The following is a 20,938-nucleotide window of genomic DNA, read 5'->3' on the forward strand; positions in this document are numbered from 1 at the left end:
CTTATCATCACAATGCCCGAGACCATGAGCATCGAGCGCCGCAACCTCATGAAGGCTTACGGTGCAGAGCTCGTACTCACAGACGGCTCAAAGGGCATGAAGGGCGCTATCGCCAAGGCTGAGGAGCTCGCTCAGGAAATAAAGGGCAGCTTTATCCCGTCGCAGTTCACAAATCCCGCCAACCCTGCTATCCACGAAAAGACTACAGGCGTTGAGATATGGGACGATACCGACGGAAAAGTCGATATCTTCGTTGCAGGCGTCGGCACAGGCGGTACTGTCAGCGGTACAGGCGCTTACCTCAAGTCCAAGAACCCAAATGTCAAGATAGTTGCCGTTGAGCCGAAGAACTCCCCTGTTCTCTCCGAGGGCAAGGCAGGTCCTCACAAGATACAGGGCATCGGCGCAGGATTTGTTCCCGAAACTCTCAACACAAAGATATACGACGAGGTTATCACGGTCTCCAACGAGGACGCATTTGAAACAGGCAAGGCTATCGTAAGAAATGAGGGCGTACTTGTAGGTATTTCCTCGGGTGCGGCAGTATGGGCTGCGATCCAGCTCGCAAAGCGCCCCGAGAACAAGGGCAAGACTATTGTTGCTCTGCTTCCCGATACAGGTGAGCGTTATCTCTCAACTCCTATGTTTGAATAATATCAGAAAATAATATATGCCGAAAGGGAGTGATAAAAACATTATCACTCCCTTTTTTCATGCGTATTCAACTGTTATGCTGTCTCCCGAATTGAGTTCAAGGAGCTCGGCATCGCCGCCCTTTAAGTCTTTCAGCATAATAACAAGCCTTGAAGCCGTATAATCAATACTTATCAATTCTATTTTATAGTCGTGCAAGCCCGAATCGGCTATCATGTCCCTTGTGACTTTATCTGCCATGGCTTTATATGCAGTAATCGCCCGAAATGTTCGTGCCGTGCTCGATTATATCCTTCAGCGTAACGCTGTCAAGATAATCGTTCACCGCCTTGTACAGCCCCTCCCATACGAAAAGGGTCGAACATTCGGCTGCTCTCGGACATTCATTTGGTTCAAAATCAAGACAGGCTACAGGTGCAAGGCTGCCCTCGGTCGCCCTCAGCACATCGCCTACCGTGACCTCCTCGGCTTTTCCCGAAAGCATATATCCGCCCTTGTTACCGCGGTTCGTTCTGAGAAGTCCTGTTTTATTCAGCAGCGGAACTATCTGCTCGAGGTATTTCTTCGATATCCCCTGTCTGTCTGCTATATCCTTAAGCGATACATATCCCTCTTCCTGATGGAGCGCAAGGTCATAGAGCATCCTGAGAGCGTATCTTCCTTTGGTCGATATCTTCATATTATGTTATGCACGTCCTTTCTGTACATCTTGATTTCTATTATACCATAGGTTTAGTATGAATTGCAAGAGGAAATATCAACTTTTTATATTTTCACCAAAGACGCCCCTGCGTTTTCCCCTTGACATACCACGCTTTGTTGTGATATACTATATGTGCTAAATTTGCAAGTATATCGCACGGCGATTTCTTAATACAACGGAGGAAAGAAACATGAATATCAAAAAGATAGCTGCCGTTCTCATGACAGCTTCCCTTGCAGCTGCTCTTTCAGCAGGCTGCCATAACCATAACAAGAATGACGCATCTGATGAGGAAATGTTCCCGACGTACAACACGGAAGAAGTTGCTCCCATAGGTTCTACCGAGCTGACGGGCGAGATCGGCAAGGAGATAACTGCCAACAATACAGCCTTTACTCTGAGATCAGTTCTTGTTCACACCGATCACGAGTACAAGGAAAGGTTCGTATACTTCGATATCGACCTCAGGAACAGCACAGACAAGGAGTATACTCTCAATACCCTCAACAACTTCTACATAAAGCTCCCTGACGGGACAGAGGTCTTTTCCGACGTCCGCTCACAGCTCTATGCAAGGAGCAGCCTCAAGAAGGACAAATACTACGAGGATCCCTTTAATATCCCGTCAAACGGACAGTTCAGCGGTATCATCGGCGGATTTATCCTCAGAGACAACGCCGACGAGTTCACGGTATGCTTCTACCCAACAGGAAGCAATCCCAACGACAAGGGTACGGTCATCGAATACAGCATAACTGCCGACGACCTCAACGAGATAGGTTCGGAACTGATGAAATAAAGGAAGCCCGCACTGCGGGCTTCCTTTTTTCTGTCTATGGCATGGTCATGAATTCTTCATCTCTTTATAGAAGTCTTCAAACCGCATTTCTTTACCTGTGGATACAGCTGCATAGTACGCAAGCAGCCATGAAGCGTCGATAGCATCTATCATTCCGTCCTTGTTGATATCGCTGAGAGCAAGGTCTTCCTCTGTCGGAGTCGCCGCGCCTATGGAGTACTGTGCATATCTCATCAGAAGTATGGATGCATCACTGGCATCAAGTATGCCGTCACCATTAAGGTCGCCTGTGATGGGCTTGGCTTCGGTTATTTCGATGTATCCCTGTTCTATGCCTTTTGTGAACACCCATGCTTCCATATTCTTGCCGTCCTTATCGTCGGCCAAATTCGTGAATATGTCATGCAGCATGGCATTCTCTTTATTGACCTGATAAACTATCTCTATGGGGTACTTGTCCCCTACCTTGGCGTCACTTGGGAGCTTGACCTTGAAGATCCATAAAACGCCGTCTTTTCCGTTATTGCCGTTACCGCATGAGGTCGATAAGAACAGGCCGTGAGGAGTGCCGTTTTCGTTGATGTAATCGGGCTGCTGTTTTGTGCTGAGCTGCTTGGCAGCAGAGCCATATTCCGCATAATCCTCTTCCTCAGCGAACTGGAGCTGGAGCCTGTCGTCAAATCTTACGTGTATTCCCGTCGGAGCATATTTTTTCTCTGCGCCGCTTACTGTAAGCTCTATGGTATATGTCCATTTTACCTGATTGACGGGGACTTGCAGCTTTGTCAGCGATAATGAGGGCTTGACAGTCGCCTTGTCAGGGTTGAGCACCACATGAGTATTTTCGTCCTTGTCATATTCCAGCAAATATGTATCACCTGCAGCGGGCCCTGCATAGACCTTTGATACCGATGGTGCTAAAAGCATTACAGCTGCTATACAGAACGTTATAAATCTTGCTATCCTGCGTTTCATTTTTCTCCCTCCCTTTTCCCCCTTCAGGGACTTCTTTTGTTGTTTTTATTATAGCATATTCCATATTTTTTTGCAACATCAATATTCAAATTCGTGTATTATCACAATCGGCGGTAGGATTTTTGACATTTTTCTGCAAAAATAGCAATTTTTTACATTTTGTCCACAAAGTTCCACTAAGTGTGCTTGAAACAGGTCATCCGACCTGCCGAAAGGTACCTCAGAAGTGCCGCGTAAACAGCTCCTCCCACAGCCGCAGATACGCCTATTACCGTCAATTGCGACAGTTCCCGATGTTTCGCGGCACAGGCTGTCAGATAGGCTGTGCCGCCGCACATCAAGCCTGCATAAACTACATTTACAAATGGTATAATTTGTATTTTTATTTTCAGTTCTGTAATATATATCTTCAATGAAAGACAGAGTATCAGCACATAACACAGGGTCGTGGACAGAGCCGCTCCCTCAACTCCCATAAGGGGTATGAGGAGAAGATTTCCCGCAAGCTTGAGCCCTGTGCCCGCAAGCATTATCTTCAGCGGCGCGGAAGGCTTCCCTGCCGCCTGAAGCATACTGAACAGCGGATAAGAAGCACACAGGCACACCATGCCTGCCATGAGATACCTCAGCGGAGCTACGCATATGGCCGCCTCGTCGGTCTGTCGGGGGTACAGGAAGCTCAGCACCTCGGGAGCAAGTACAAATAATCCCGCCGCCGCAGGTACGGCTATTATCACAGACGTCAGCAGAGCCTGCATGGTCCCGCGCTCAAGTGCCGCCCTGTCGCCGCTCTCACAGGCAGAGGCAATACAGGTAAGAGCTCCCTTGCCAAGCATATTCGTCACCGAAGGGACAAGTCCGAATAACGTAAGGGCTATTCCCGCAAAGGAGCCGTACACAAAGCCGGGAAGCTCGTTCGTGGATACTCCCTCGGGAGCTTTTATCCCGCCAAATCTTGATATGCAGCCTATCACCGTCCACATATCCACTACTGCCGTGAGATTTGTGACCAGTGCTCCTATACCAATGGGGAGAGCTGTTGCGGTCAGCTCCCTGACTATAGCCCTGCTGCTCATGAGATGAGGCTCGCCGCCCCGCTGAGGGCGTGAAAACAGCCTCATGACCGCAAAGAAAAGCACCGCTCCTGCCGTTGAAAGGGTGACGCCAAGCACTCCTGCAGCCGCTGCCGCTCCGCGGACATCGCTTATATCGGGAAAAAGTCTCATTACAGTATCGGGGCGAGAGATCACATAGCCGCACAGCAGAAGTCCCGATACTGCCTTGACAACACCCTCTGCCGCCTGCGAGAATGCCGTGGGGTACATATTGCTCATGCCCTCATAGTAGCCGCGCTCTACTGCCGTGATGCACCCGAAAAATACGGACGGAGCTATCATGGCAACTGCTCCGCAGGCTTCACGGCTGCCGATGAAATACAGGCTGAAAGGCTTTGCAAGCAGAAATATCAGCAGGCTTCCCGCAAGTCCCACTCCCGAGAACAGCATGAGCGCTGTCCGCCGGACCTTCAGCGCATTTGCATACATACCGAGGGCTGCGCTCTGTGCGGTCATACGCGCCACGGCAGAGCTCAGCCCCGTTACCGTCAGAGCGTACACGGGCATGAAGATACTGTAGGCACAGCTGAAATAGCTCATGCCTATGCCGCCAAGTATGTTCGTAAGGGGTATCTTGAACACCGCCCCCAGCAGCTTTGCAGCAGCCGCCGATATCATCAGTATTATGGAGCCCTTGATGAAATTCTGCTTTTTCAGTCCGAAACGCCTCCCATTTGACTTTTTTCATCAAAATATATGCGGCATCAGCATTGATTATGTGTTCCACGCGGACAGGTTCGCGGCTGAGATGATAATTTTTCCTACTATTATTCCGCGGCTGTTGCAATTTTTGTATTTATATGTTATAATGTTATGTAAGACTGTGCAAAAGAAACGTATAATACCTCACTTATGCTCGGAAAAGACGGAGCATATATCAATCAATGTACTATCAAACAGACGAAAGGCTGGTTTTTAAAATGGAATATAAATTCTCAGACAAGGTAAGCAAGCTCCAGGCATCGGCTATCAGAGAAATTCTGAAATTCACAGCCGACCCCGAAGTTATTTCCTTTGCGGCAGGCAATCCCGCACCAGAGGCTTTCCCGAAGGAGCGCATTGCCGAGATATCTGCCGAGCTTCTCAGCAAGGACCCTATACTCGCTCTTCAGTACAGCGTTACGGAAGGATATACTCCCCTGCGTGATCTTCTCAAGGACTGGATGGCTGAAAAGGGCTGCTTCCATAAAGAGTTCGACGATCTTATCATTACCTCGGGCGGTCAGCAGGCTAACGAGCTTGCCTGCAAGGTGCTCCTCAACGAGGGAGATACTCTTCTTGTGGAGTCGCCGTGCTTTATCGGTTCGCTCAACGCTTTCCGCTCATACAACGTACACCTTAAGGGCATTGAGATGGAGGACGACGGCATCGACCTTGAAAAGCTGGAAAACGCTATCAAGACCGAAAAGAACATCAAGCTCCTCTATGTTATACCGAATTTCCAGAACCCTACGGGAAAGACCATGTCACTTGCAAAGAGAAAGGCTGTTTACGAGCTTGCCTGCAAGTATGACTTCATGATACTTGAGGACGACCCCTACGGCGAGCTTCGCTTCGAGGGCGAAAATGTACCCTGCATAAAGAGCTTCGACACAGAGGGAAGAGTTATATACTCCAGCACATTCTCAAAGATAATCTCATCGGGATTCAGAACAGGCTACTGCTCTGCTCCCTCACCTGTAATACAGAAAATGGTAGTATGCAAACAGGTCGCCGATGTTCACTCGAATATGTGGGCTCAGGTAGTATCTTACAGATTCATGTCAACAGTTGACAGAGAGGCTCATTTCAAGAAGCTCCGCGCGATATACAAGGAGAAATGCGACCTTATGTGCGGCTACATCGACAACGAATTCTCAAAGCAGATAAAGTATATCAAGCCTCAGGGCGGTCTATTCGTATGGTGCGATCTCCCCGAGAGCTGCAATATGAACGAATTCTGCAAAAAGGCTGTTCAGCAGTACAAGGTAGCTGTAGTCCCCGGAAATTCGTTCAGCATCGACGAGAACGAGGTAAGCCACTCGTTCAGACTCAATTATTCTACGCCTACAAACGAGCAGATAAAAAAGGGTATGGAGATCCTTGCCCGCATGACAAAAGAAATGCTCGATTGATAAAAAAGAAATTACACTGAAAGGATAATCCACTATGCCAAACAGAATGACAGACAGATATAATGTCACACAGAAATACCTTATGACAAGAGGTCAGGCTATCAATTTCCCTGCCGAGTACTTCAACAGCATCGTCAAGCTCAAAAAGGACGACGTTTTCGGAGTAGTCATCGACATCCCCATGTCGGCTGACGTTCTCACTACTATGGTATGCTTCATCAACGGCGCTGCAAATGTTTACTTCAATAACGGCGGCGAGTACACAGGAGCTTCGCAGAGATACAGGAACCTCGTACAGGCTGCTCATACTCTCGTTGCAAATGCGGGACAGATCATGCCAAAATGTGAAAAGACAAAGTCCTACGATCTCCCCAAGGGAAGAACAAACAATATCTTCCTCCTTACAAAGAACGGTGTTTACAAGACCCAGCTCGCTGCAGGCCTTATCCCCGAGGAGGAGAAGGAGCTCCGCTCATTCTACGTTCTCTATCAGCGCGTTCTCACTGAGATCAGAAACTGTCAGCTCAAGGACGACGCTATCAGAAGAAAAGCAAATCAGTAAGGAGTCGCAAAATGGACGATAAAAAGCTGATATTCAGCGGTATCCAGCCTACAGGCACCTTTACTCTCGGCAACTATATCGGAGCTGTCAGGAACTGGGGCGTTTTGCAGGAGCAGTACAACTGCATCTACTGCGTTGTGGATATGCACGCTATCACAGTAAGACAAGAGCCTGCAAAGCTCCGTCAGAACACACTCAATTCATACGCTCTCCTCATGGCCTGCGGCGTTGATCCCGAAAGGTCCATACTCTTTATACAGAGCCACGCTCCCACACACGCGGAGCTCAACTGGATACTCGGCTGCAATACGCAGTTCGGCGAGCTTTCACGTATGACTCAGTTCAAGGACAAGAGCCAGAAGCACCCCGATGATATCAATGCGGGACTCTTCACCTATCCTACGCTCATGGCTGCGGATATCCTCGCATATAACGCAGACCTCGTTCCCGTAGGCGTTGACCAGAAGCAGCACCTTGAGCTGGCAAGAAATATCGCTCAGCGCTTCAACCAGCGCTACGGCGACTTCTTCACGCTCCCAGAGCCTTATATCCCCGAGGTGGGCGCAAAGATAATGTCTTTGCAGGAGCCGACCAAGAAGATGTCCAAATCAGACGATAATCCCAACGCCTGCATACTTATCCTCGACGATAAGGATACTATCATACGCAAATTCAAAAGAGCCGTTACCGACAGCGAGGCTGAAATATGCTATCGCGAGGGAAAGGACGGCATAAATAACCTTATGACCATCTACTCCTGCGTTACCGGCAAGGACTTCAAGGCTATCGAATCGGAATTCGCAGGAAAGGGCTACGGCGACTTCAAGATCGCCGTGGGTGAAGCCGTTGCGGATCACCTCGAACCTGTACGTACTGAGTTCGCAAGACTCAGTGCCGACAAGACATACCTCAAGCAGTGCTATACCGAGGGTGCACAGAAGGCTCTCAGGTACTCGGGAAGGATAGTTTCAAAGGTTTATCATAAGGTCGGATTTGTTGACAGATAGGTCGTTTTATAAGGTTTTTATATTTAAACATATATAACTATGAGTAATTATATGGCAAAAATATACAAATCGCGACATTGCAAAACATTTTATTCCACAATATTGACGAAATTGTAAAAAATAGGTTGCAATTTGATAAATTTTAGGGTATTATATTACATAGCCCGTCTTTAAGGGAGTGTTTTCCTATGGTTGAATATCAGCAGAAGGATCATTACTCGATCAGCGATCTGCTCGATATAGTCAGGCTTTTGAGAGGCGAGGGCGGCTGCCCCTGGGACAGAGAACAGACCCATACGTCTATCAAGAGTGACTTCATAGAAGAGACCTGTGAAGTCATCGAGGCTATAGACCTTGACGACAAGGCGCTTCTTCGAGAAGAGCTTGGCGACGTTCTGCTTCAGGTAGTTTTCCATTGCAGGATCGAAGAGGAAACAAATACGTTTACCTTCGATGATGTGTGCGACGAAATCTGCAAGAAGCTCATCATCCGTCACCCCCACGTTTTCGGTGACGTTACAGCAAATACCACCGATCAGGTGCTAAAAAACTGGGACGCCATCAAAATGGAAACTAAGGGTCAGGAACGCTATACCGATACGCTCACAAGCGTTGCAAAGTCACTTCCCGCTCTCATGAGAGCGCAGAAGGTCGGCAAACGCGCAATGAGGGCAGGTATGGATTTCCGCTGTGCAGAGGATGCTGTGGCTTGTATCGGAAACGAAAAGGCTGAGCTGGACGCTGCTATCGCTAATAACGATAAGGCTAATATCGAAGAAGAAATCGGCGATCTGCTTTTTTCGTGCGTAAATGCAGCTCGTCACCTCGGCGTGGACGCCGAGCTTGCACTCAAATCAGCTACGGAAAAGTTCATCAAGCGCTTTTCCGTCACAGAAGATCTCACTTCTGCCGAGAATATCGACATGAAGGAGCTTCCGATTGAAGAGCTTGACAAGTATTGGAACAAGGCAAAATCAATTATCAGTAAAACGGAGGAACGTAAAAATGACAAAGACTGAACTCATCAATTCAATCGCTGAAAAGGCAAGCTGCACTAAGAAGGACGCAGCTGCTGCTCTTGAGGCTACACTTTCATCTATCCAGGAGACACTCGTTAAGGGTGACAAGGTTTCTATCACAGGCTTCGGTACATTCGAGGTTCGCGAGAGAGGCGAAAAGACCTGCATCAACCCCAAGACAAAGGCTAAGATGGTTTGCCCTCCCTGCAAGGCTCCCGCTTTCAAGGCTGGCAGAGGCCTCAAGGAAGCTGTTAACACAGTAAAGAACAGCAAGAAGAAGAAAAAGTAATAAATAACGGGGACAGGCTTCTGTCCCCGTTTTTTAACACAGGAAGGATATATATGAGACTGGATAAATACCTTAAGGTAACACGCCTTATCAAGCGCCGCACCGTTGCAAACGAAGCCTGCGACGCTGAGAAGATAGTCGTGAACGGCAAGGCTGCACGTGCCTCCTACGACGTCAAGGTGGGCGATATCATTGAGATAAATATGGGTACACGCCCCCTCAAAGTAAAGGTCCTGAGCGTTACGGAACACGCTACAAAGGAGAATGCAGCCGACAACTACACGGTAATAGAATGAAACGAGCCCCGAGGCAGATGCCCCGGGGCTTGAATTATGTCATACTTTACTTGGTATTATGTATATCCCAGCGGAAAGTAACAAATTTTGACGCCTTTGTGCAGTCAAGTATATTGTTGTTTTCCAGCTTGTTCATATCAAGATAGCGGTAATTCTGCTTTTCTTCCTTGCTTGCGCCGAATATTCCCTTCAGCTTTGACATCGCATTCGCGGGAGACTTCTGCACTACCGCACCGAGGCGGTGATGCTCACGCATGAAGGTTATGATATCAGCGGCAGAAGTAAGCAGCTTGTCGCCTACATTGTATACTCCCGAATACTTTGTAGTATCCGCATTCTTGATAAAACACAGTATAAAGTCTACGAGATTGTGTACGCAGCAGAACTGAAAGCCGTATTGTCCCTGACCATACACGAATAGTGAACCGTCCTTCGGGTCGGTGATCTTTACCATGAGATTGTCGGTAAAATTGTGGGTATAAACAGGTGCAAAACGCAGTATGCAGCCTATTATCTCCTTATGATGCTGCATTTCCGTCGCCATCATCTTTTCCGACGCGTACTTCATTACAGCATAATTTGTAACAGGCTTAAGATCGCTGTCTTCTCGTATCGGTTCACGTGTTTTCGGGAACTGATAGATCTGAGAGGTGCTGAGCATAACGACCTTCTTTATGGACGATGTTACCGAATAATGGTAAATAAACTTGTCTGCCGCGGCACACTCCTTCATTTCGTTTTCGGTAATGGTCGGAGGGAAATCGTTATCCACAGTAAATGCAGCGTGAACTATAGTTGAAAAGTCATATTTTTCAAAAAGCTCTGCGATAGAATTCTTATCCGTCGGATCGCATTCAACAAAGGTGTAATTGGGCTTGCCGTCGTTATAGCCCGATTCTGCCCTGTCAATAGCTATGACCTCATATCCCTTCTTCAACAGTCCTGAGCAAATATGCTGACCTATAAGTCCGCATCCCCCTGTAACGAGTACTTTCTCCATGATCATAGCCTCCTTTCCAAGCTAAAATTAACAAGATCTTATCCGCTTTTCGTTAATTATAGCATAATTTTGTGGTTTATTCAATACTTCAACTAAAAATATACAACGCTGCTTCGCTTTTGGGTCTCATTCGATATCCGCAGCATCGGGAGCTGCGTTTATCTTTTCAAGATACTTATCGACTGTTGCATATATGGACTCGTATGTCTCGTTCCACGGCGTTCCTCTTGCAGCCTTTCTGAGGCTGTCGTCAAGGAGCTCGCCGCAGTCGTCGGATATGCCCTTTGATATGTCGATCACAGGATTCTCCTCCGCAAGCTCCTGCATACTGTTCTTCATATCAAGCATTTCCTGCGACCAGCCATAGTCGTCCGTAAATTGCTTATCGGCAAGTGCCTTCGTGTCCTCGTCAAGATGTGTGAAGCGCTTGCAGTCGAGGTACTTTGCCACGCCCTCGGGATTTGAGCCGCCGCTTACGAACATATAGGCTTCAAAGCCTGTGGGGATATAATATTCGTCAGCCTTGGGGTCCTTTGGCATAGGTACAAAGAATGCGTCGTTTCCGAAGGTCTTGCTCCACTGTGATTTCTCCTTGTAGAACTCATACAGACCTGCGGGATAGAACAGCGTCTTTCCCTCGCCAATATATGCAGGTTTCGCTTCCCAGCCCAGATCTTCACTGCCAATAGCAACATAGCCTTTCTGACTGAGCTCGTACATCCAGTTCTGAACACGCTCCATTGAAGGATCGCCGATATTGCTTACAAGTTTGCCGTTTTCGAGACTTATGGGAGGAATACCTATCGTATTCATCAGTCCGAACTCGAACCACCAGCCGTCTATACCGTACCTCTGCTTTGACGGATCAACGTACTGTTCGAGCATATTCTCGAAGGCGTCCCAGTCCCATTCGCCCTTTGCGAACAGGTCCGCGGGATCTTCAAGACCTGCTTCCGCAACGGTCTTTCTGTTATAGATAACTCCCACCTTGTCGCCTGTTGCCTGAACGCCTGCCATATAATGCCTGCCGTTCCAAATAAAGCTGTCATTCAGGTCCTTGACGTCCTCCCAGAGAGGCGAATCGAAGTCAATATAATCGTCGATGGGAGCGAATATCTTCTTTATCGCGCCGTTAGGAAAAGCATCGAGGTTTCCGCCGTAGAAGAAATCTATTCCCTCGTCGGAGTTGATATACTCCGCAAGCTTGTCGTAACGGTTTTCGTATGTGCATTTATAATATTTTACAGTTCCTCCGTAGCGCTCCTGAAACACTGCAAGGTCGGTAGGTACGTTCTTGCCTGTGCCGTCGGGGTTGATATCCCAGTCGGAGAGCCACTTTATAACGCCGTTTTCAAGTTTATCACCTGTAAGAAGATCAGATTCAGCGGCATTCTTATGTATCTCTTCTCTTACAGAGGTATCGAGCTCCTTGCTGTACTTTGGAGCGTCCTCCTTGCTGCTGCATGAAAGAAGTGATGCAGGCATTGCTGCTATGAGCAATGCAGAAATGAAATACCTGACTTTTTTCATCATCTAACTCCTTTAAAGATCGCACTTTTTTAAATTTGAATATATCTTTAATTGCGCTTTTTTCAATTATTGCGTTTTTCTTAATTATATCACTTTGTTACTATTTATGTCAATATCTATTTTACATAGATTTTGGGACGATTTATAGTGATATTATCACATAATCCTGATTAAATAAATATAGGAATGGCCCTTTATTGCGTACTATTTTTTACAAGTACTGCCCGAAAGTCTGTAAGCGCAGCTGTCCTTCATTGTGCATATCGCACAGCCGCGCCTGCCGCGCTCGATAGGAACATCAGATAGGCCTATGACTGCCGTCACGGATTTTGAGGGTATAAGCAGACTGCTGTCCGTAACAGTAAGTCCTATACGGCGCTGTGCGTTCAGCGCAAGGAGAACGTCCCGCTGTATCGTTATGGGAAGGTCTCCGTAGCCGGGGCTGAACCGCCATGTCCTGTAAGGAGCAGCTTCTCTTGCGAATATCTCTTCCTCGGCACGGTCGCAGACCTGTTCCACAGCCGCACTGCATATGCAGTCAAGGGCAAGGGAATACGCCATATCAGTCACGGCTGCCTGACGTATGAGCTTGTCAGCGCCCTGTGAGAGCGTTGCGGCAAGTAGGACAGCCTTGCTGCAGCCTTTCAGATGCCGCTTTATGTCCTCTCCCGTCAGCGGCTCGGACATCGCTCCGAGGAGCACTCCCTCGTCCGTTATCGTTATATCCGTTTCAAGGTAGACGTACTTGGGGCGCAGAGTCTCACGCACCTGCTTTTCAGCCCTGTCAAGGAGCTCCGAAACAGCTCTGTCGGGCTCTCCCTTTACGCCCATGTACCGTGCGGCTTCCGCCTTTGATATCGGCAGCAGCTCCATCACGCACCAAGTATGCCCGATACGGCCTCGCTTATCTTGCGGGCAACGTAGGGCTTGTTCATCGTATAAAGGTGTATGCCGTCAACTCCGCTTGCCACAAGGTCCACTATCTGGTCTACGGCATAGGCTATACCAGCGTCACAGAGCGCCTCGGGACTGTGCTCGTATCTCGTCATTATACGCACGAATTTCTTCGGAAGGCTGGCGCCGCAGGTAGTAACCATGCGCTCTATCTGATTTTTATTCACAACGGGCATGATACCCGCTTCTATAGGCACGTTTATGCCTGCTATGGCAGCCTTTTCACGGAACTCGTAAAAGCTGTCGTTGTCAAAGAAAAGCTGCGTGATGAGGTGGTCTGCACCTGCATCAACTTTCCTTCGGAGATTGGTTATATCATCTATGATATTGTCTGCGTCGGGGTGACACTCGGGGTAGCAGGCTCCCGCAATGTCAAAATCTCCCTTGGCCTTTATGTAGTTTATGAGGTCGCTTGCATGGCGGAATTCGTCCACAGGCGGTATATCGGGATTGATATCGCCTCTGAGTGCGAGTATGTTCTCGATGCCGCGCTCCTGCGCTTCGCTGAGAGCTGCGTCTATCTCTGCCTTTGTGAAGTTGATACAGGGCAGATGAAGCATGGGTGTTATGCCGCTCGCCTTTATCCTCGAAGCTATATCCAGCGCATACTTGCTGTTCCCGCTTCCGCCTGCACCGAATGTAACGCTGATAAAGTCGGGCTTTAGTCCGTTCAGCTCGTCGAGAGTGTCGTATATCACCTCTACGGGGCTCGTCTTTTTAGGCGGGAACACCTCGAATGAGTATACCGTTTTTTTACCGAAAAGTTCCTTTATATGCATGATTATCTCCCGTTCAGTCTATTGACCAGTCTATTTCTCCCATGCCCTTTGCGCGGAGAAATGCATTTGCCTTTGAAAAATGTCTGCACCCGAAAAAGCCGTTATACGCCGAAAGCGGACTTGGGTGTGCGGCTCTCAGCACAAGATGGTCCGGATTTGTTATGAACTGCTGCTTTGCCTTTGCGTCGCCGCCCCAAAGCATGAATACCATTGGCTTCTCGCGCTCGTTCAGCAGCTTTATAACGTCTGTGGTGAAGTTCTCCCAGCCTATGCCGTGGTGGCTTCTTGCCTGATCTGCGCGTACTGTAAGTACTGAATTCAGCAGGAGCACTCCCTCCTTTGCCCATTTGGTCAGCTCGCCGTGCTTTCCGAGGTTGTCGATGCCCACATCGTCGCGTATCTCCTTGAATATGTTTATGAGCGACGGCGGAGGTGCAACTCCCTTTCGCACGGAAAAGCTCAGCCCGTGAGCCTGTCCCTCGCCGTGGTAGGGGTCCTGTCCTATGATGACGCATTTTACATCGTTGTATGCTGTATACTTCATTGCGTTGAATATATCGTACATTCCGGGGTAAATGCGCTGTGTCCTGTATTCCGTTATCAGTGTCTGTCTCAGCTCAAGATAGTAGTCCTTGTCGAACTCGCCCTTGAGAAGCTCGTCCCAGTCGTTGTTGAAGTTTACCATTTTTACACGTCCGTTTCTGTAAACAAATACGGGGACAGCACTTTTGTCCGTCCCCTGATTAAATTCTCAATTGTACACCGTATCCTCGTAGTACTTGAATTTCACGAGGGTATTGCGCCTGTATGTAAGCGAGCCCTGCTGATTGAAGGGTACTTTGTCATAAGCCTCAGCCGAGCACTCTATCTTGAGCTTCTGTCCCTTGCGGGTTACGAAGATAAGCTCGTAGTACTCATCGACAAGCCTTATCTGTCCCGAGCTCTCGATGATCCTCAGGCGGTCGTCGCTCTTCCTTACAAGGGTAGCCATTTCAACTATAGGCTCTGATGTACGTTTCTGTACAAACTCGTCCTCGGGGGCTGCTCTGCGCTGTGCAGGTGCGGCAGGAGCTCCTCTGTGCGGCATTTCGCCGCCCGCTTCCTCGTAAGGCTGCTCCTCAAGGAACAGTGAAAGAAACTGTCTGAATTTGCTCTTGCTGCTGAAAAGCAGTATTATCAGTATCAGTATTACAACTATTGCTCCTATAAGTATGAGCAGCTTTCTCATGGGCTGTGATATAGCGCTCTCCTCATCAGCTGCCATAATGATAACATTGTTTAAAAGTGATGTCATTTTTTATCCTGCGGCTTAGCGCAGCTCCTTTCCGTTACAGGCTTTTGCCAAGCCCTTTATCAAAAAATAAATTATCCCGTATTTTAATGTCTGCTCAAATTCTCCGCTTTATACGGAATTCGAGCTCCCCGAACGCAGTTCCGGGCAATAACCGACTTACAGCGGTCATAGGATACACATTATATTATAATATATTTTTCTGTTCATTGCAAGTTTTAAATTGAAAATTTTTTGAAAACTCGGGCTTTTCAGCCTGAAAAGACAGGCTTTTCTGTTGCTTTTTCTGATTTTTTATGTTATAAGCGGGGTGCCCCCGCTGGCTTTTTCGCGGCAAAGATAATAAAATCGCTGACTTTTATACCGCGCCTGTTGCTTTTTCTGATTTTTTATGTTATAATCAGGGGAAAACATTTCTCTCGGAGGTCACTATGCAGAAAATTCTCGGTTATATGCGAAAGGCAATACAGGAATACGGGCTCATAAGCAGCGGCGACCGCATACTTGTGGGCATTTCGGGCGGCAAGGACAGCCTTGTGCTCATGCAGGGGCTCATACTCCTCAGGCGCTTCATTGGTATTGATTACGAGGTCGTGGGAGTTACCCTCGATATGGGCTTTACAGGCATCAAGCCTGACTTCTCCCCCGTTGCGGAGCTCTGTGAGCGTCAGGGCGTGGAGTACCACGTTATCCCCACGCAGATAGGCGAGATAGTCTTTGACGTCCGCAAGGAGCCAAGTCCGTGCAGTCTGTGTGCCCGTATGCGGCGCGGAGCTCTCCACGATGCGGCAAACGAACTCGGCTGCAGCAAGGTGGCACTCGGTCACAACTACGACGATGCTGTTGAGACATTTGTCATGAATCTTTTCACTGAGGGGCGCATCGGCTGCTTTTCACCCAGTACCTACCTCACTCATAAAAAGGTCACTGTTATCAGACCTCTCGTGCTCGCTCCCGAGAAGGAGATACGCAGAGCCGCCCGCAAAAACGAGCTTCCTGTTGTGAAGTCCGTCTGTCCTGCGGACGGACACACCAACCGACAGAAAACCAAGGACTTCCTTGCTGAAATGGAACGTAATGACCACGGCTTCAAGGACAGGCTCTTCGGTGCTATGAAACGTGCCAATGTTGACGGCTGGGGCGGTGTAAATTGGGTCCCGCCCTTAAAAAAAGATTAAAAAAAGGCTCTCCATACGGAGAGCCTTTCATTATTCAGTCTGAATTATGACTAATTAATTAGTCTTCCTTCTTTCTGAGAACAAATGCTGTGCTTACTGCGATAGCAAGACCAGCTACAGCAAGACCTGCACCTGCAACACCTGTCTTAGGTGAGTTGCCAGCCTTAGTTGTAGTAGCTGCCTTTGTTGTAGCAGACTGTGTTGTTGAAGCCTTTGTTGTTGAACCTGAAGTTGTTGTTGATGATGTTGAGCTTGAAGTTGAGCTTGATGTAGTAGTTGTTGTAGTAGTTGTTGTAGTAGTTGTTGTAGTTGATGTTGTAGTTGTATCACCCTTGATCTGGATACCACCCTGAACGATACCGTTTGTGAATACCCAAGCCTGCATGAGCTGACCTTCGTCGTTCTGATCTACGTTTGTGAAGAGGTCCTTAGCGTTATCTGTGCTCTTGTAAGCGATCTCTACAGGATAGAAGTCGCCAGCCTTAGCATCAGCAGGGATCTGGAAATCGAAGAGCCAGAGCTCACCGCTTCTACCGCTGTCCTTATCAGCAGATGTTGTTACGAAGAAACCATTGTCTCCGTCCTTCTCTTCTGTATAGCTGAGCTGCTTACCAGCTGCACCCTTTTCAGCGATCTCGCCGTCTCTCTCAACGAGCTTAAGTTTGCTGTCGAACTGGATGTGGAGACCTGTAGGAGCGTACTTGTTGTTAGCTTCATCAGAAACTATAAGCTTAAGAGTTACATTTGAACCAGCCTTGGAAACATCAACTGTCTCCGTTGTGATTGTAAGTGTAGGCTTTACTGTAGCCTTTGTAGGATCTAAGCCTGCTGTATCATAAGTCTGACCAGCAGCTGCGCCGGCAAATGCTACCATAGCTGTACTTGAAACTGTTACAGCTGAAACAGCGAGTGCTGCAATAACACTCTTGAATGCATTCTTCTTCATTGTCATTATTTCCTTTCAGATATAATTTATATATGTTCTCTGCCGCCGCTAACGGCGGCAGATTAAACATTCATTTCGGATCAGAAGCCTGTCTTTATGACTGAGACTCAGCTTCTGTCTTTGCGTTTTCCTGAGCCTGTGCGTTTGCATTCGGGTCAGGAGCGATCTTGTCAACGATGTCCCAGAGCTGCTTGTTTGAAAGGCTATCGTAGTCAGAAGATGATCTCTTAGCGTAGAACTTGAGGATTCTTGAAGAATCAACTGCGTCAAGAACTCTTCCGCCCTTTCTTGTGAGTCTCGGAACTGATGTGTCAACATCGCTGAGGAATACTGCGAGCTCTTCGTATACGCTGCTCGGATTGCCCTTGATTATAGCGGCAGTTGTAGCGCTTACTTCGTAAGGCTTATTGCCTGTTGACATCTTTGCATAGTAACGAAGTACGAGTGATGCATCAACTGCGTCTGCAATACCGTCAAGGTTTGTATCGCCCTTTACGCCAATGTAAGCCTTGATCGTGAAAGGATCGCCTACTTCATCCATCATAGCCACACCGTTGTAGTAAACGGGGATATCATATCTGAAGTTTTCTGTACCCTTCTTGTATGTATTAGCAGGTGTAGCTGTACCGAATGAGATAAGGCTCATATCTGCATCTGTTTCTGTGTTTGTGCCTTCATCGGTAATAACGAGCTTGCCGTCTGCATCTGTATAACCGCTCAGAATCTTACCGCCGTGGAGCTTTACATTTGAAAGCTGTGCCTTGTCAAATGCTTCTTCAATGCTGTAATAGAAAGCATACTCTGTTTCAGCCTTGAGGTAAGCGTCAACAACCTTTGTTGTAACCTGAGGTGTTGTTGTAGGCGGTGTTGTTGTTGATGATGTTGTTGAGCTTGAAGTTGAGCTTGATGTAGTAGTTGTTGTTGTAGTGGTAGTTGTTGTAGTAGATGTAGTTGTTGTGTTTGTCTGGAGTACTCTCTCAAGCTGGAGGTCTGCGGAGCCGAACTTCTCTTCCTTGATCTTTGTAAGGTCACCCGAAGCTGTGAGCTTCTTGTAAGAGCCCTCGTATACGTAGCCCTTCTTTTCGAGATATTCCTGTAACTCCTTGATCTCCTTTTCGCTGTCGGGGAATGTAGCGATTGCTGTTCCCTTAGCGCCGTTTGTATCTACCTTGATATTTACGAGGCTGTCAGCGAACTGACCGAGCTCCTGAGCTGTGATGCTGAACTTGTTGTCAGTAGCCTTTAATGCCTTCTCATAGATCTCAAGCACCTTGCTGTTAGCAGCAATATCAGTTGCTGTAGCAGGGAGCTGCTTGTCAAGGTTGTGATTCTTGAGCCAGTTGTTGCTCTTGATCTTGGAATTTACATCTGCGATCAGTGCAGGAACTGATGTGTATGACTTTGAGTGCTGACCTGCACCGAGAAGCTTTGTAACAGCGTTATCGCTCTTTGAAGCTGCCTTGATGAACTTGTTGAGCTTGTCGTCAAACTTCTCCTTGATTGAAGCGTTTACTGCGGGATCGATATCCTTCTCGATGCCCTCGTCACCTGTATTCTTTATGGAAGTTAATGCAGCCTTAGCAAACTCAGGGAGCTGACCGAGGAAATATGTCTTTCCGTCGTTGCACTCATACTTGAAATCAGCTGTAACAGTTGTGCCTGACTTGAGGTCTGAACCGTTAATAGTAAGTGTGAACTTACCGCCGATCTTAGTGCCTGAGAAATCAATGCCGCTGAAGTTTGTTGCTACATAGTCCTGTGCGATCTGCTTGAGTGTTGCATCTTCGAGTGTCTTTTCGGACTTTTCAACTGCTTCCTTGAGCTCACTCATTGTCTTTATGCTTTCGTCAGCGATCTCGGGGATATCATACTTCTCAGCGAGCTGCTTACGAACGTCCATATCAACCTTTTCGAGGTCGATCTTCTTGATATCTTCAATTGTTACACCTGCGGGAAGGATAGATGTATTATTTCCCTCAGGAACATCCTTCTTCGGAGCCATTGATCTGCCGGGAGCATTCTTGGGAGCCTTTTTCGAATCCTTTTCTGCTGCGTCCAGTTCATTTCTGAGGATCTCATTGAAATCCGGCTCTGCAACATCACCTGTGATGGTAAGGTCAAGGTCTCCGTTCAGCTCATACTTAACGTTGCTGATAAGGTCAAGACCATACTCGGCAAGGTCCTGATAGTCTCCGGCTTTGGCGATGATCTCTTCAGCATACTTCTTGAAATCAACAGTACCGCTCTTCTCGCCCTGTGCTGATAATGACTGTGTTAAATTCTTGTTCCACTTTGACACTGTCTGGTCTGCAGGAATATAAAGAATATCTTCAAGCGTAACGCCAGTCTTATCCTCAGCCTGTACTTGTGCAGTTCCCTTTACCGCATTGATTGATACAGCATTTGTGAATGTAGGACACTGTGTGAGAGTCAGCGGAACAGCTGCTGCTGCTGCGATTGCTCTCTTGAATAATGAGTTCTTCATTGTTCTATACCTCTCTAACATGTTTATTCCCCTTTTGCCCGAGACACGTCCTGGACACAAATGCCCCGTGCATTAGGCTAAATTTCGGGAGCATTTCATGCGTTTGAATATAATTCGCCCCAAAATTCATAACTACATTTTATCACATAAACAACAATAAGTCAAGCAAAACAGCACATTTTTATCAAAAATAATTGACGATTAATATTCTGCCTTTTTGTGCTTATTTCACAATATACCCCTTAATGAACAGTAATATTTTCGTCCAAATGAACTTTCTGTAATATTTCGCCCTATTTCGGTTTATTTTTTTGCTTTTCAGCATACATATTATATCATGTTGTTTTTCATCTGTCAATCGGTAAATATTGAAAAAAAGCAGGCTGTTAAGCCTGCTTTTTTATTTGCTTTAGTCAGCAATTCATGATCCACTTGTGGTTGCAACAGTTTTATTTACTTCCTGCCAGATGCTCTGGTTTGTTACAGAAGCATCGCGTGTAGATCTCTTAGCGTAGAAGCTAAGCATTCTTGAAGCATCAACTGCGTCAATAACTCTGCTGCTCTTTGTGGTCTTCCAGTTGATTATGCTGTACTCGTCTTCGGTTACATCACCGAGGAATGCAGCGAGCTGGTCAAGCGGATCTGTACCGCTCGAAACCTTATAGCAGCCCTTGTTTTCACAAGACTGAGCCTTTACTTCGTTAACGTTGCCGCCTGTAGACAATACAGAATAATATCTCAGTGCTATAGAAGAGTCAACCGAGTCAACGATGTTGTTCAGTGTGACATCTCCCTTTACACCGATGTAAGCTGTAATTGAAAGCTCATTATGGTTCTCGTCAACAAGAGCTTCTGTTCCATAGTATACACTGATGCTGTACTGGAAATCCTTAATTGAGCCTACGCCTACAACGTGAGGAACACTGTTGTATGCAGATTCAGGTGTTACGTTATTGAAGTTGATCTTGTCGGTATCAACAACTTCCTCTTCCTTGTGACCGTCATCAAATACATCATAGATATGGATGGACTTTATCTGTGACTTCTTGAAGCCGCCTGATACTGTACCATCATCGTGACTGAAGTAGTAGCCTGCCTCTGTCTCGATAGAAGCATATTTGTAAACGAATCCGGCCTTTGTTGTGGTTGGGGTCGTTGTTGTGCCACTGTCTGATGTTGTGGTGGTAGTTGTTGTTGTGCTGCCACCGTCCTTGGTTGTTGTACCTGAGGTTGTGGTAGTTG

General features: G+C 47.3%; 22 protein-coding genes. 9 read left to right on the forward strand and 13 right to left on the reverse strand.

Annotated elements, in window-relative coordinates; genetic code table 11:
- Nucleotides 1-654 (forward strand): pyridoxal-phosphate dependent enzyme (locus tag Q0R37_RS09440; protein ID WP_294753746.1); only part of this gene is annotated, 654 nt, incomplete at its 5' end.
- Nucleotides 655-711: 57 nt separating this feature from the next.
- On the opposite strand, the gene Q0R37_RS09445 is transcribed toward Q0R37_RS09440, so the two are convergent.
- Together Q0R37_RS09445 and Q0R37_RS09450 are read right to left on the reverse strand one after the other, a co-directional pair.
- Nucleotides 712-894: a hypothetical protein gene (locus Q0R37_RS09445; protein ID WP_294753750.1), complete on the reverse strand. Its 183-nt coding sequence runs from the start codon at nucleotides 892-894 to the stop codon at nucleotides 712-714.
- Between the two features lie 4 nt (nucleotides 895-898).
- Nucleotides 899-1,333 carry an Rrf2 family transcriptional regulator gene (locus Q0R37_RS09450; RefSeq protein ID WP_294753752.1) on the reverse strand — a complete coding sequence of 145 codons (435 nt, stop codon included), beginning with the start codon at nucleotides 1,331-1,333 and terminating at the stop codon, nucleotides 899-901.
- Between the two features lie 214 nt (nucleotides 1,334-1,547).
- Between Q0R37_RS09450 and Q0R37_RS09455 the strand changes: the two genes are divergently transcribed.
- Nucleotides 1,548-2,156, forward strand: a complete 609-nt coding sequence (locus Q0R37_RS09455) for a hypothetical protein (protein ID WP_294753753.1) — start codon at nucleotides 1,548-1,550, stop codon at nucleotides 2,154-2,156.
- 45 nt (nucleotides 2,157-2,201) lie between these two features.
- Here Q0R37_RS09455 and Q0R37_RS09460 read toward each other — a convergent pair whose 3' ends face one another.
- Nucleotides 2,202-3,131, reverse strand: coding sequence for a dockerin type I domain-containing protein (locus tag Q0R37_RS09460; RefSeq protein ID WP_294753755.1), 930 nt, complete (start codon nucleotides 3,129-3,131; stop codon nucleotides 2,202-2,204).
- 176 nt (nucleotides 3,132-3,307) lie between these two features.
- Complete coding sequence (locus tag Q0R37_RS09465) at nucleotides 3,308-4,903, reverse strand: polysaccharide biosynthesis C-terminal domain-containing protein (RefSeq protein WP_294753786.1); 1,596 nt, start codon at nucleotides 4,901-4,903, stop codon at nucleotides 3,308-3,310.
- Between the two features lie 263 nt (nucleotides 4,904-5,166).
- Between Q0R37_RS09465 and Q0R37_RS09470 the strand changes: the two genes are divergently transcribed.
- From Q0R37_RS09470 to Q0R37_RS09495, 6 genes are all read left to right on the forward strand, one after another.
- Nucleotides 5,167-6,360, forward strand: a complete 1,194-nt coding sequence (locus Q0R37_RS09470; RefSeq protein ID WP_294753788.1) for a PLP-dependent aminotransferase family protein — start codon at nucleotides 5,167-5,169, stop codon at nucleotides 6,358-6,360.
- A gap of 34 nt (nucleotides 6,361-6,394) precedes the next feature.
- Entirely contained in the window at nucleotides 6,395-6,922 is a 528-nt protein-coding gene (locus Q0R37_RS09475) for a hypothetical protein (protein ID WP_294753758.1), read from the forward strand.
- An 11-nt stretch (nucleotides 6,923-6,933) separates the two neighbouring features.
- On the forward strand, nucleotides 6,934-7,929 hold the full coding sequence (gene trpS, locus Q0R37_RS09480) for a tryptophan--tRNA ligase (RefSeq protein ID WP_294753760.1): 996 nt from the start codon (nucleotides 6,934-6,936) through the stop codon (nucleotides 7,927-7,929).
- A 188-nt stretch (nucleotides 7,930-8,117) separates the two neighbouring features.
- Nucleotides 8,118-8,948 carry a nucleoside triphosphate pyrophosphohydrolase gene (mazG, locus tag Q0R37_RS09485; protein WP_294753761.1) on the forward strand — a complete coding sequence of 277 codons (831 nt, stop codon included), beginning with the start codon at nucleotides 8,118-8,120 and terminating at the stop codon, nucleotides 8,946-8,948.
- On the forward strand, nucleotides 8,935-9,237 hold the full coding sequence (locus tag Q0R37_RS09490; RefSeq protein ID WP_294753763.1) for an HU family DNA-binding protein: 303 nt from the start codon (nucleotides 8,935-8,937) through the stop codon (nucleotides 9,235-9,237). The genes mazG and Q0R37_RS09490 overlap by 14 nt, the downstream gene beginning before the upstream one ends.
- A gap of 53 nt (nucleotides 9,238-9,290) precedes the next feature.
- Complete coding sequence (locus Q0R37_RS09495; RefSeq protein ID WP_019678992.1) at nucleotides 9,291-9,533, forward strand: RNA-binding S4 domain-containing protein; 243 nt, start codon at nucleotides 9,291-9,293, stop codon at nucleotides 9,531-9,533.
- A 46-nt stretch (nucleotides 9,534-9,579) separates the two neighbouring features.
- On the opposite strand, the gene Q0R37_RS09500 is transcribed toward Q0R37_RS09495, so the two are convergent.
- The 6 genes from Q0R37_RS09500 to Q0R37_RS09525 form a co-directional block, all read right to left on the reverse strand.
- Nucleotides 9,580-10,533, reverse strand: a complete 954-nt coding sequence (locus Q0R37_RS09500) for an NAD(P)-dependent oxidoreductase (protein ID WP_294753767.1) — start codon at nucleotides 10,531-10,533, stop codon at nucleotides 9,580-9,582.
- Between the two features lie 126 nt (nucleotides 10,534-10,659).
- Nucleotides 10,660-12,063 carry an ABC transporter substrate-binding protein gene (locus Q0R37_RS09505; RefSeq protein WP_294753768.1) on the reverse strand — a complete coding sequence of 468 codons (1,404 nt, stop codon included), beginning with the start codon at nucleotides 12,061-12,063 and terminating at the stop codon, nucleotides 10,660-10,662.
- Between the two features lie 204 nt (nucleotides 12,064-12,267).
- Entirely contained in the window at nucleotides 12,268-12,936 is a 669-nt protein-coding gene (locus Q0R37_RS09510) for a vitamin B12 dependent-methionine synthase activation domain-containing protein (protein WP_294753771.1), read from the reverse strand.
- Complete coding sequence (metF, locus tag Q0R37_RS09515; RefSeq protein WP_294753773.1) at nucleotides 12,936-13,796, reverse strand: methylenetetrahydrofolate reductase [NAD(P)H]; 861 nt, start codon at nucleotides 13,794-13,796, stop codon at nucleotides 12,936-12,938. Before metF ends, Q0R37_RS09510 begins: the two co-directional genes overlap by 1 nt.
- A 13-nt stretch (nucleotides 13,797-13,809) precedes the next feature.
- A complete protein-coding gene (locus Q0R37_RS09520; protein ID WP_294753775.1) occupies nucleotides 13,810-14,481 on the reverse strand; it encodes a uracil-DNA glycosylase in 672 nt (223 codons plus the stop codon).
- A 66-nt stretch (nucleotides 14,482-14,547) separates the two neighbouring features.
- Nucleotides 14,548-15,090, reverse strand: coding sequence for a hypothetical protein (locus Q0R37_RS09525; RefSeq protein ID WP_294753777.1), 543 nt, complete (start codon nucleotides 15,088-15,090; stop codon nucleotides 14,548-14,550).
- A 428-nt stretch (nucleotides 15,091-15,518) separates the two neighbouring features.
- Between Q0R37_RS09525 and Q0R37_RS09530 the strand changes: the two genes are divergently transcribed.
- Nucleotides 15,519-16,265 carry a tRNA 2-thiocytidine biosynthesis TtcA family protein gene (locus tag Q0R37_RS09530; protein ID WP_294753780.1) on the forward strand — a complete coding sequence of 249 codons (747 nt, stop codon included), beginning with the start codon at nucleotides 15,519-15,521 and terminating at the stop codon, nucleotides 16,263-16,265.
- A gap of 58 nt (nucleotides 16,266-16,323) precedes the next feature.
- On the opposite strand, the gene Q0R37_RS09535 is transcribed toward Q0R37_RS09530, so the two are convergent.
- The 3 genes from Q0R37_RS09535 to Q0R37_RS09545 form a co-directional block, all read right to left on the reverse strand.
- Nucleotides 16,324-17,211 carry an NPXTG-anchored protein gene (locus Q0R37_RS09535; protein ID WP_294753781.1) on the reverse strand — a complete coding sequence of 296 codons (888 nt, stop codon included), beginning with the start codon at nucleotides 17,209-17,211 and terminating at the stop codon, nucleotides 16,324-16,326.
- Between the two features lie 94 nt (nucleotides 17,212-17,305).
- Nucleotides 17,306-19,696 (reverse strand): hypothetical protein, encoded by a 2,391-nt coding sequence (locus Q0R37_RS09540; protein WP_294753782.1) that lies wholly within the window; start codon nucleotides 19,694-19,696, stop codon nucleotides 17,306-17,308.
- A 421-nt stretch (nucleotides 19,697-20,117) separates the two neighbouring features.
- Nucleotides 20,118-20,938, reverse strand: an 821-nt coding sequence (locus Q0R37_RS09545; RefSeq protein ID WP_294753784.1) for a cellulose-binding protein CttA-related protein, incomplete at its 5' end; no start/stop codon positions are given.

Source organism: uncultured Ruminococcus sp. (assembly GCF_946415235.1).
Classification (GTDB): Bacteria; Bacillota; Clostridia; order Oscillospirales; family Ruminococcaceae; genus Ruminococcus.

Coding starts and splice junctions, on each gene's coding strand:
- Q0R37_RS09445 (WP_294753750.1), bottom strand. CDS start 894: ATGGCAGATAAAGTCACAAGGGACATGATAGCCGATTCGGGCTTGCAC.
- Q0R37_RS09450 (WP_294753752.1), bottom strand. CDS start 1,333: ATGAAGATATCGACCAAAGGAAGATACGCTCTCAGGATGCTCTATGAC.
- Q0R37_RS09455 (WP_294753753.1), top strand. CDS start 1,548: ATGAATATCAAAAAGATAGCTGCCGTTCTCATGACAGCTTCCCTTGCA.
- Q0R37_RS09460 (WP_294753755.1), bottom strand. CDS start 3,131: ATGAAACGCAGGATAGCAAGATTTATAACGTTCTGTATAGCAGCTGTA.
- Q0R37_RS09470 (WP_294753788.1), top strand. CDS start 5,167: ATGGAATATAAATTCTCAGACAAGGTAAGCAAGCTCCAGGCATCGGCT.
- Q0R37_RS09475 (WP_294753758.1), top strand. CDS start 6,395: ATGCCAAACAGAATGACAGACAGATATAATGTCACACAGAAATACCTT.
- trpS (WP_294753760.1), top strand. CDS start 6,934: ATGGACGATAAAAAGCTGATATTCAGCGGTATCCAGCCTACAGGCACC.
- mazG (WP_294753761.1), top strand. CDS start 8,118: ATGGTTGAATATCAGCAGAAGGATCATTACTCGATCAGCGATCTGCTC.
- Q0R37_RS09490 (WP_294753763.1), top strand. CDS start 8,935: ATGACAAAGACTGAACTCATCAATTCAATCGCTGAAAAGGCAAGCTGC.
- Q0R37_RS09495 (WP_019678992.1), top strand. CDS start 9,291: ATGAGACTGGATAAATACCTTAAGGTAACACGCCTTATCAAGCGCCGC.
- Q0R37_RS09500 (WP_294753767.1), bottom strand. CDS start 10,533: ATGGAGAAAGTACTCGTTACAGGGGGATGCGGACTTATAGGTCAGCAT.
- Q0R37_RS09505 (WP_294753768.1), bottom strand. CDS start 12,063: ATGAAAAAAGTCAGGTATTTCATTTCTGCATTGCTCATAGCAGCAATG.
- Q0R37_RS09510 (WP_294753771.1), bottom strand. CDS start 12,936: ATGGAGCTGCTGCCGATATCAAAGGCGGAAGCCGCACGGTACATGGGC.
- metF (WP_294753773.1), bottom strand. CDS start 13,796: ATGCATATAAAGGAACTTTTCGGTAAAAAAACGGTATACTCATTCGAG.
- Q0R37_RS09520 (WP_294753775.1), bottom strand. CDS start 14,481: ATGGTAAACTTCAACAACGACTGGGACGAGCTTCTCAAGGGCGAGTTC.
- Q0R37_RS09525 (WP_294753777.1), bottom strand. CDS start 15,090: ATGACATCACTTTTAAACAATGTTATCATTATGGCAGCTGATGAGGAG.
- Q0R37_RS09530 (WP_294753780.1), top strand. CDS start 15,519: ATGCAGAAAATTCTCGGTTATATGCGAAAGGCAATACAGGAATACGGG.
- Q0R37_RS09535 (WP_294753781.1), bottom strand. CDS start 17,211: ATGAAGAAGAATGCATTCAAGAGTGTTATTGCAGCACTCGCTGTTTCA.
- Q0R37_RS09540 (WP_294753782.1), bottom strand. CDS start 19,696: ATGAAGAACTCATTATTCAAGAGAGCAATCGCAGCAGCAGCAGCTGTT.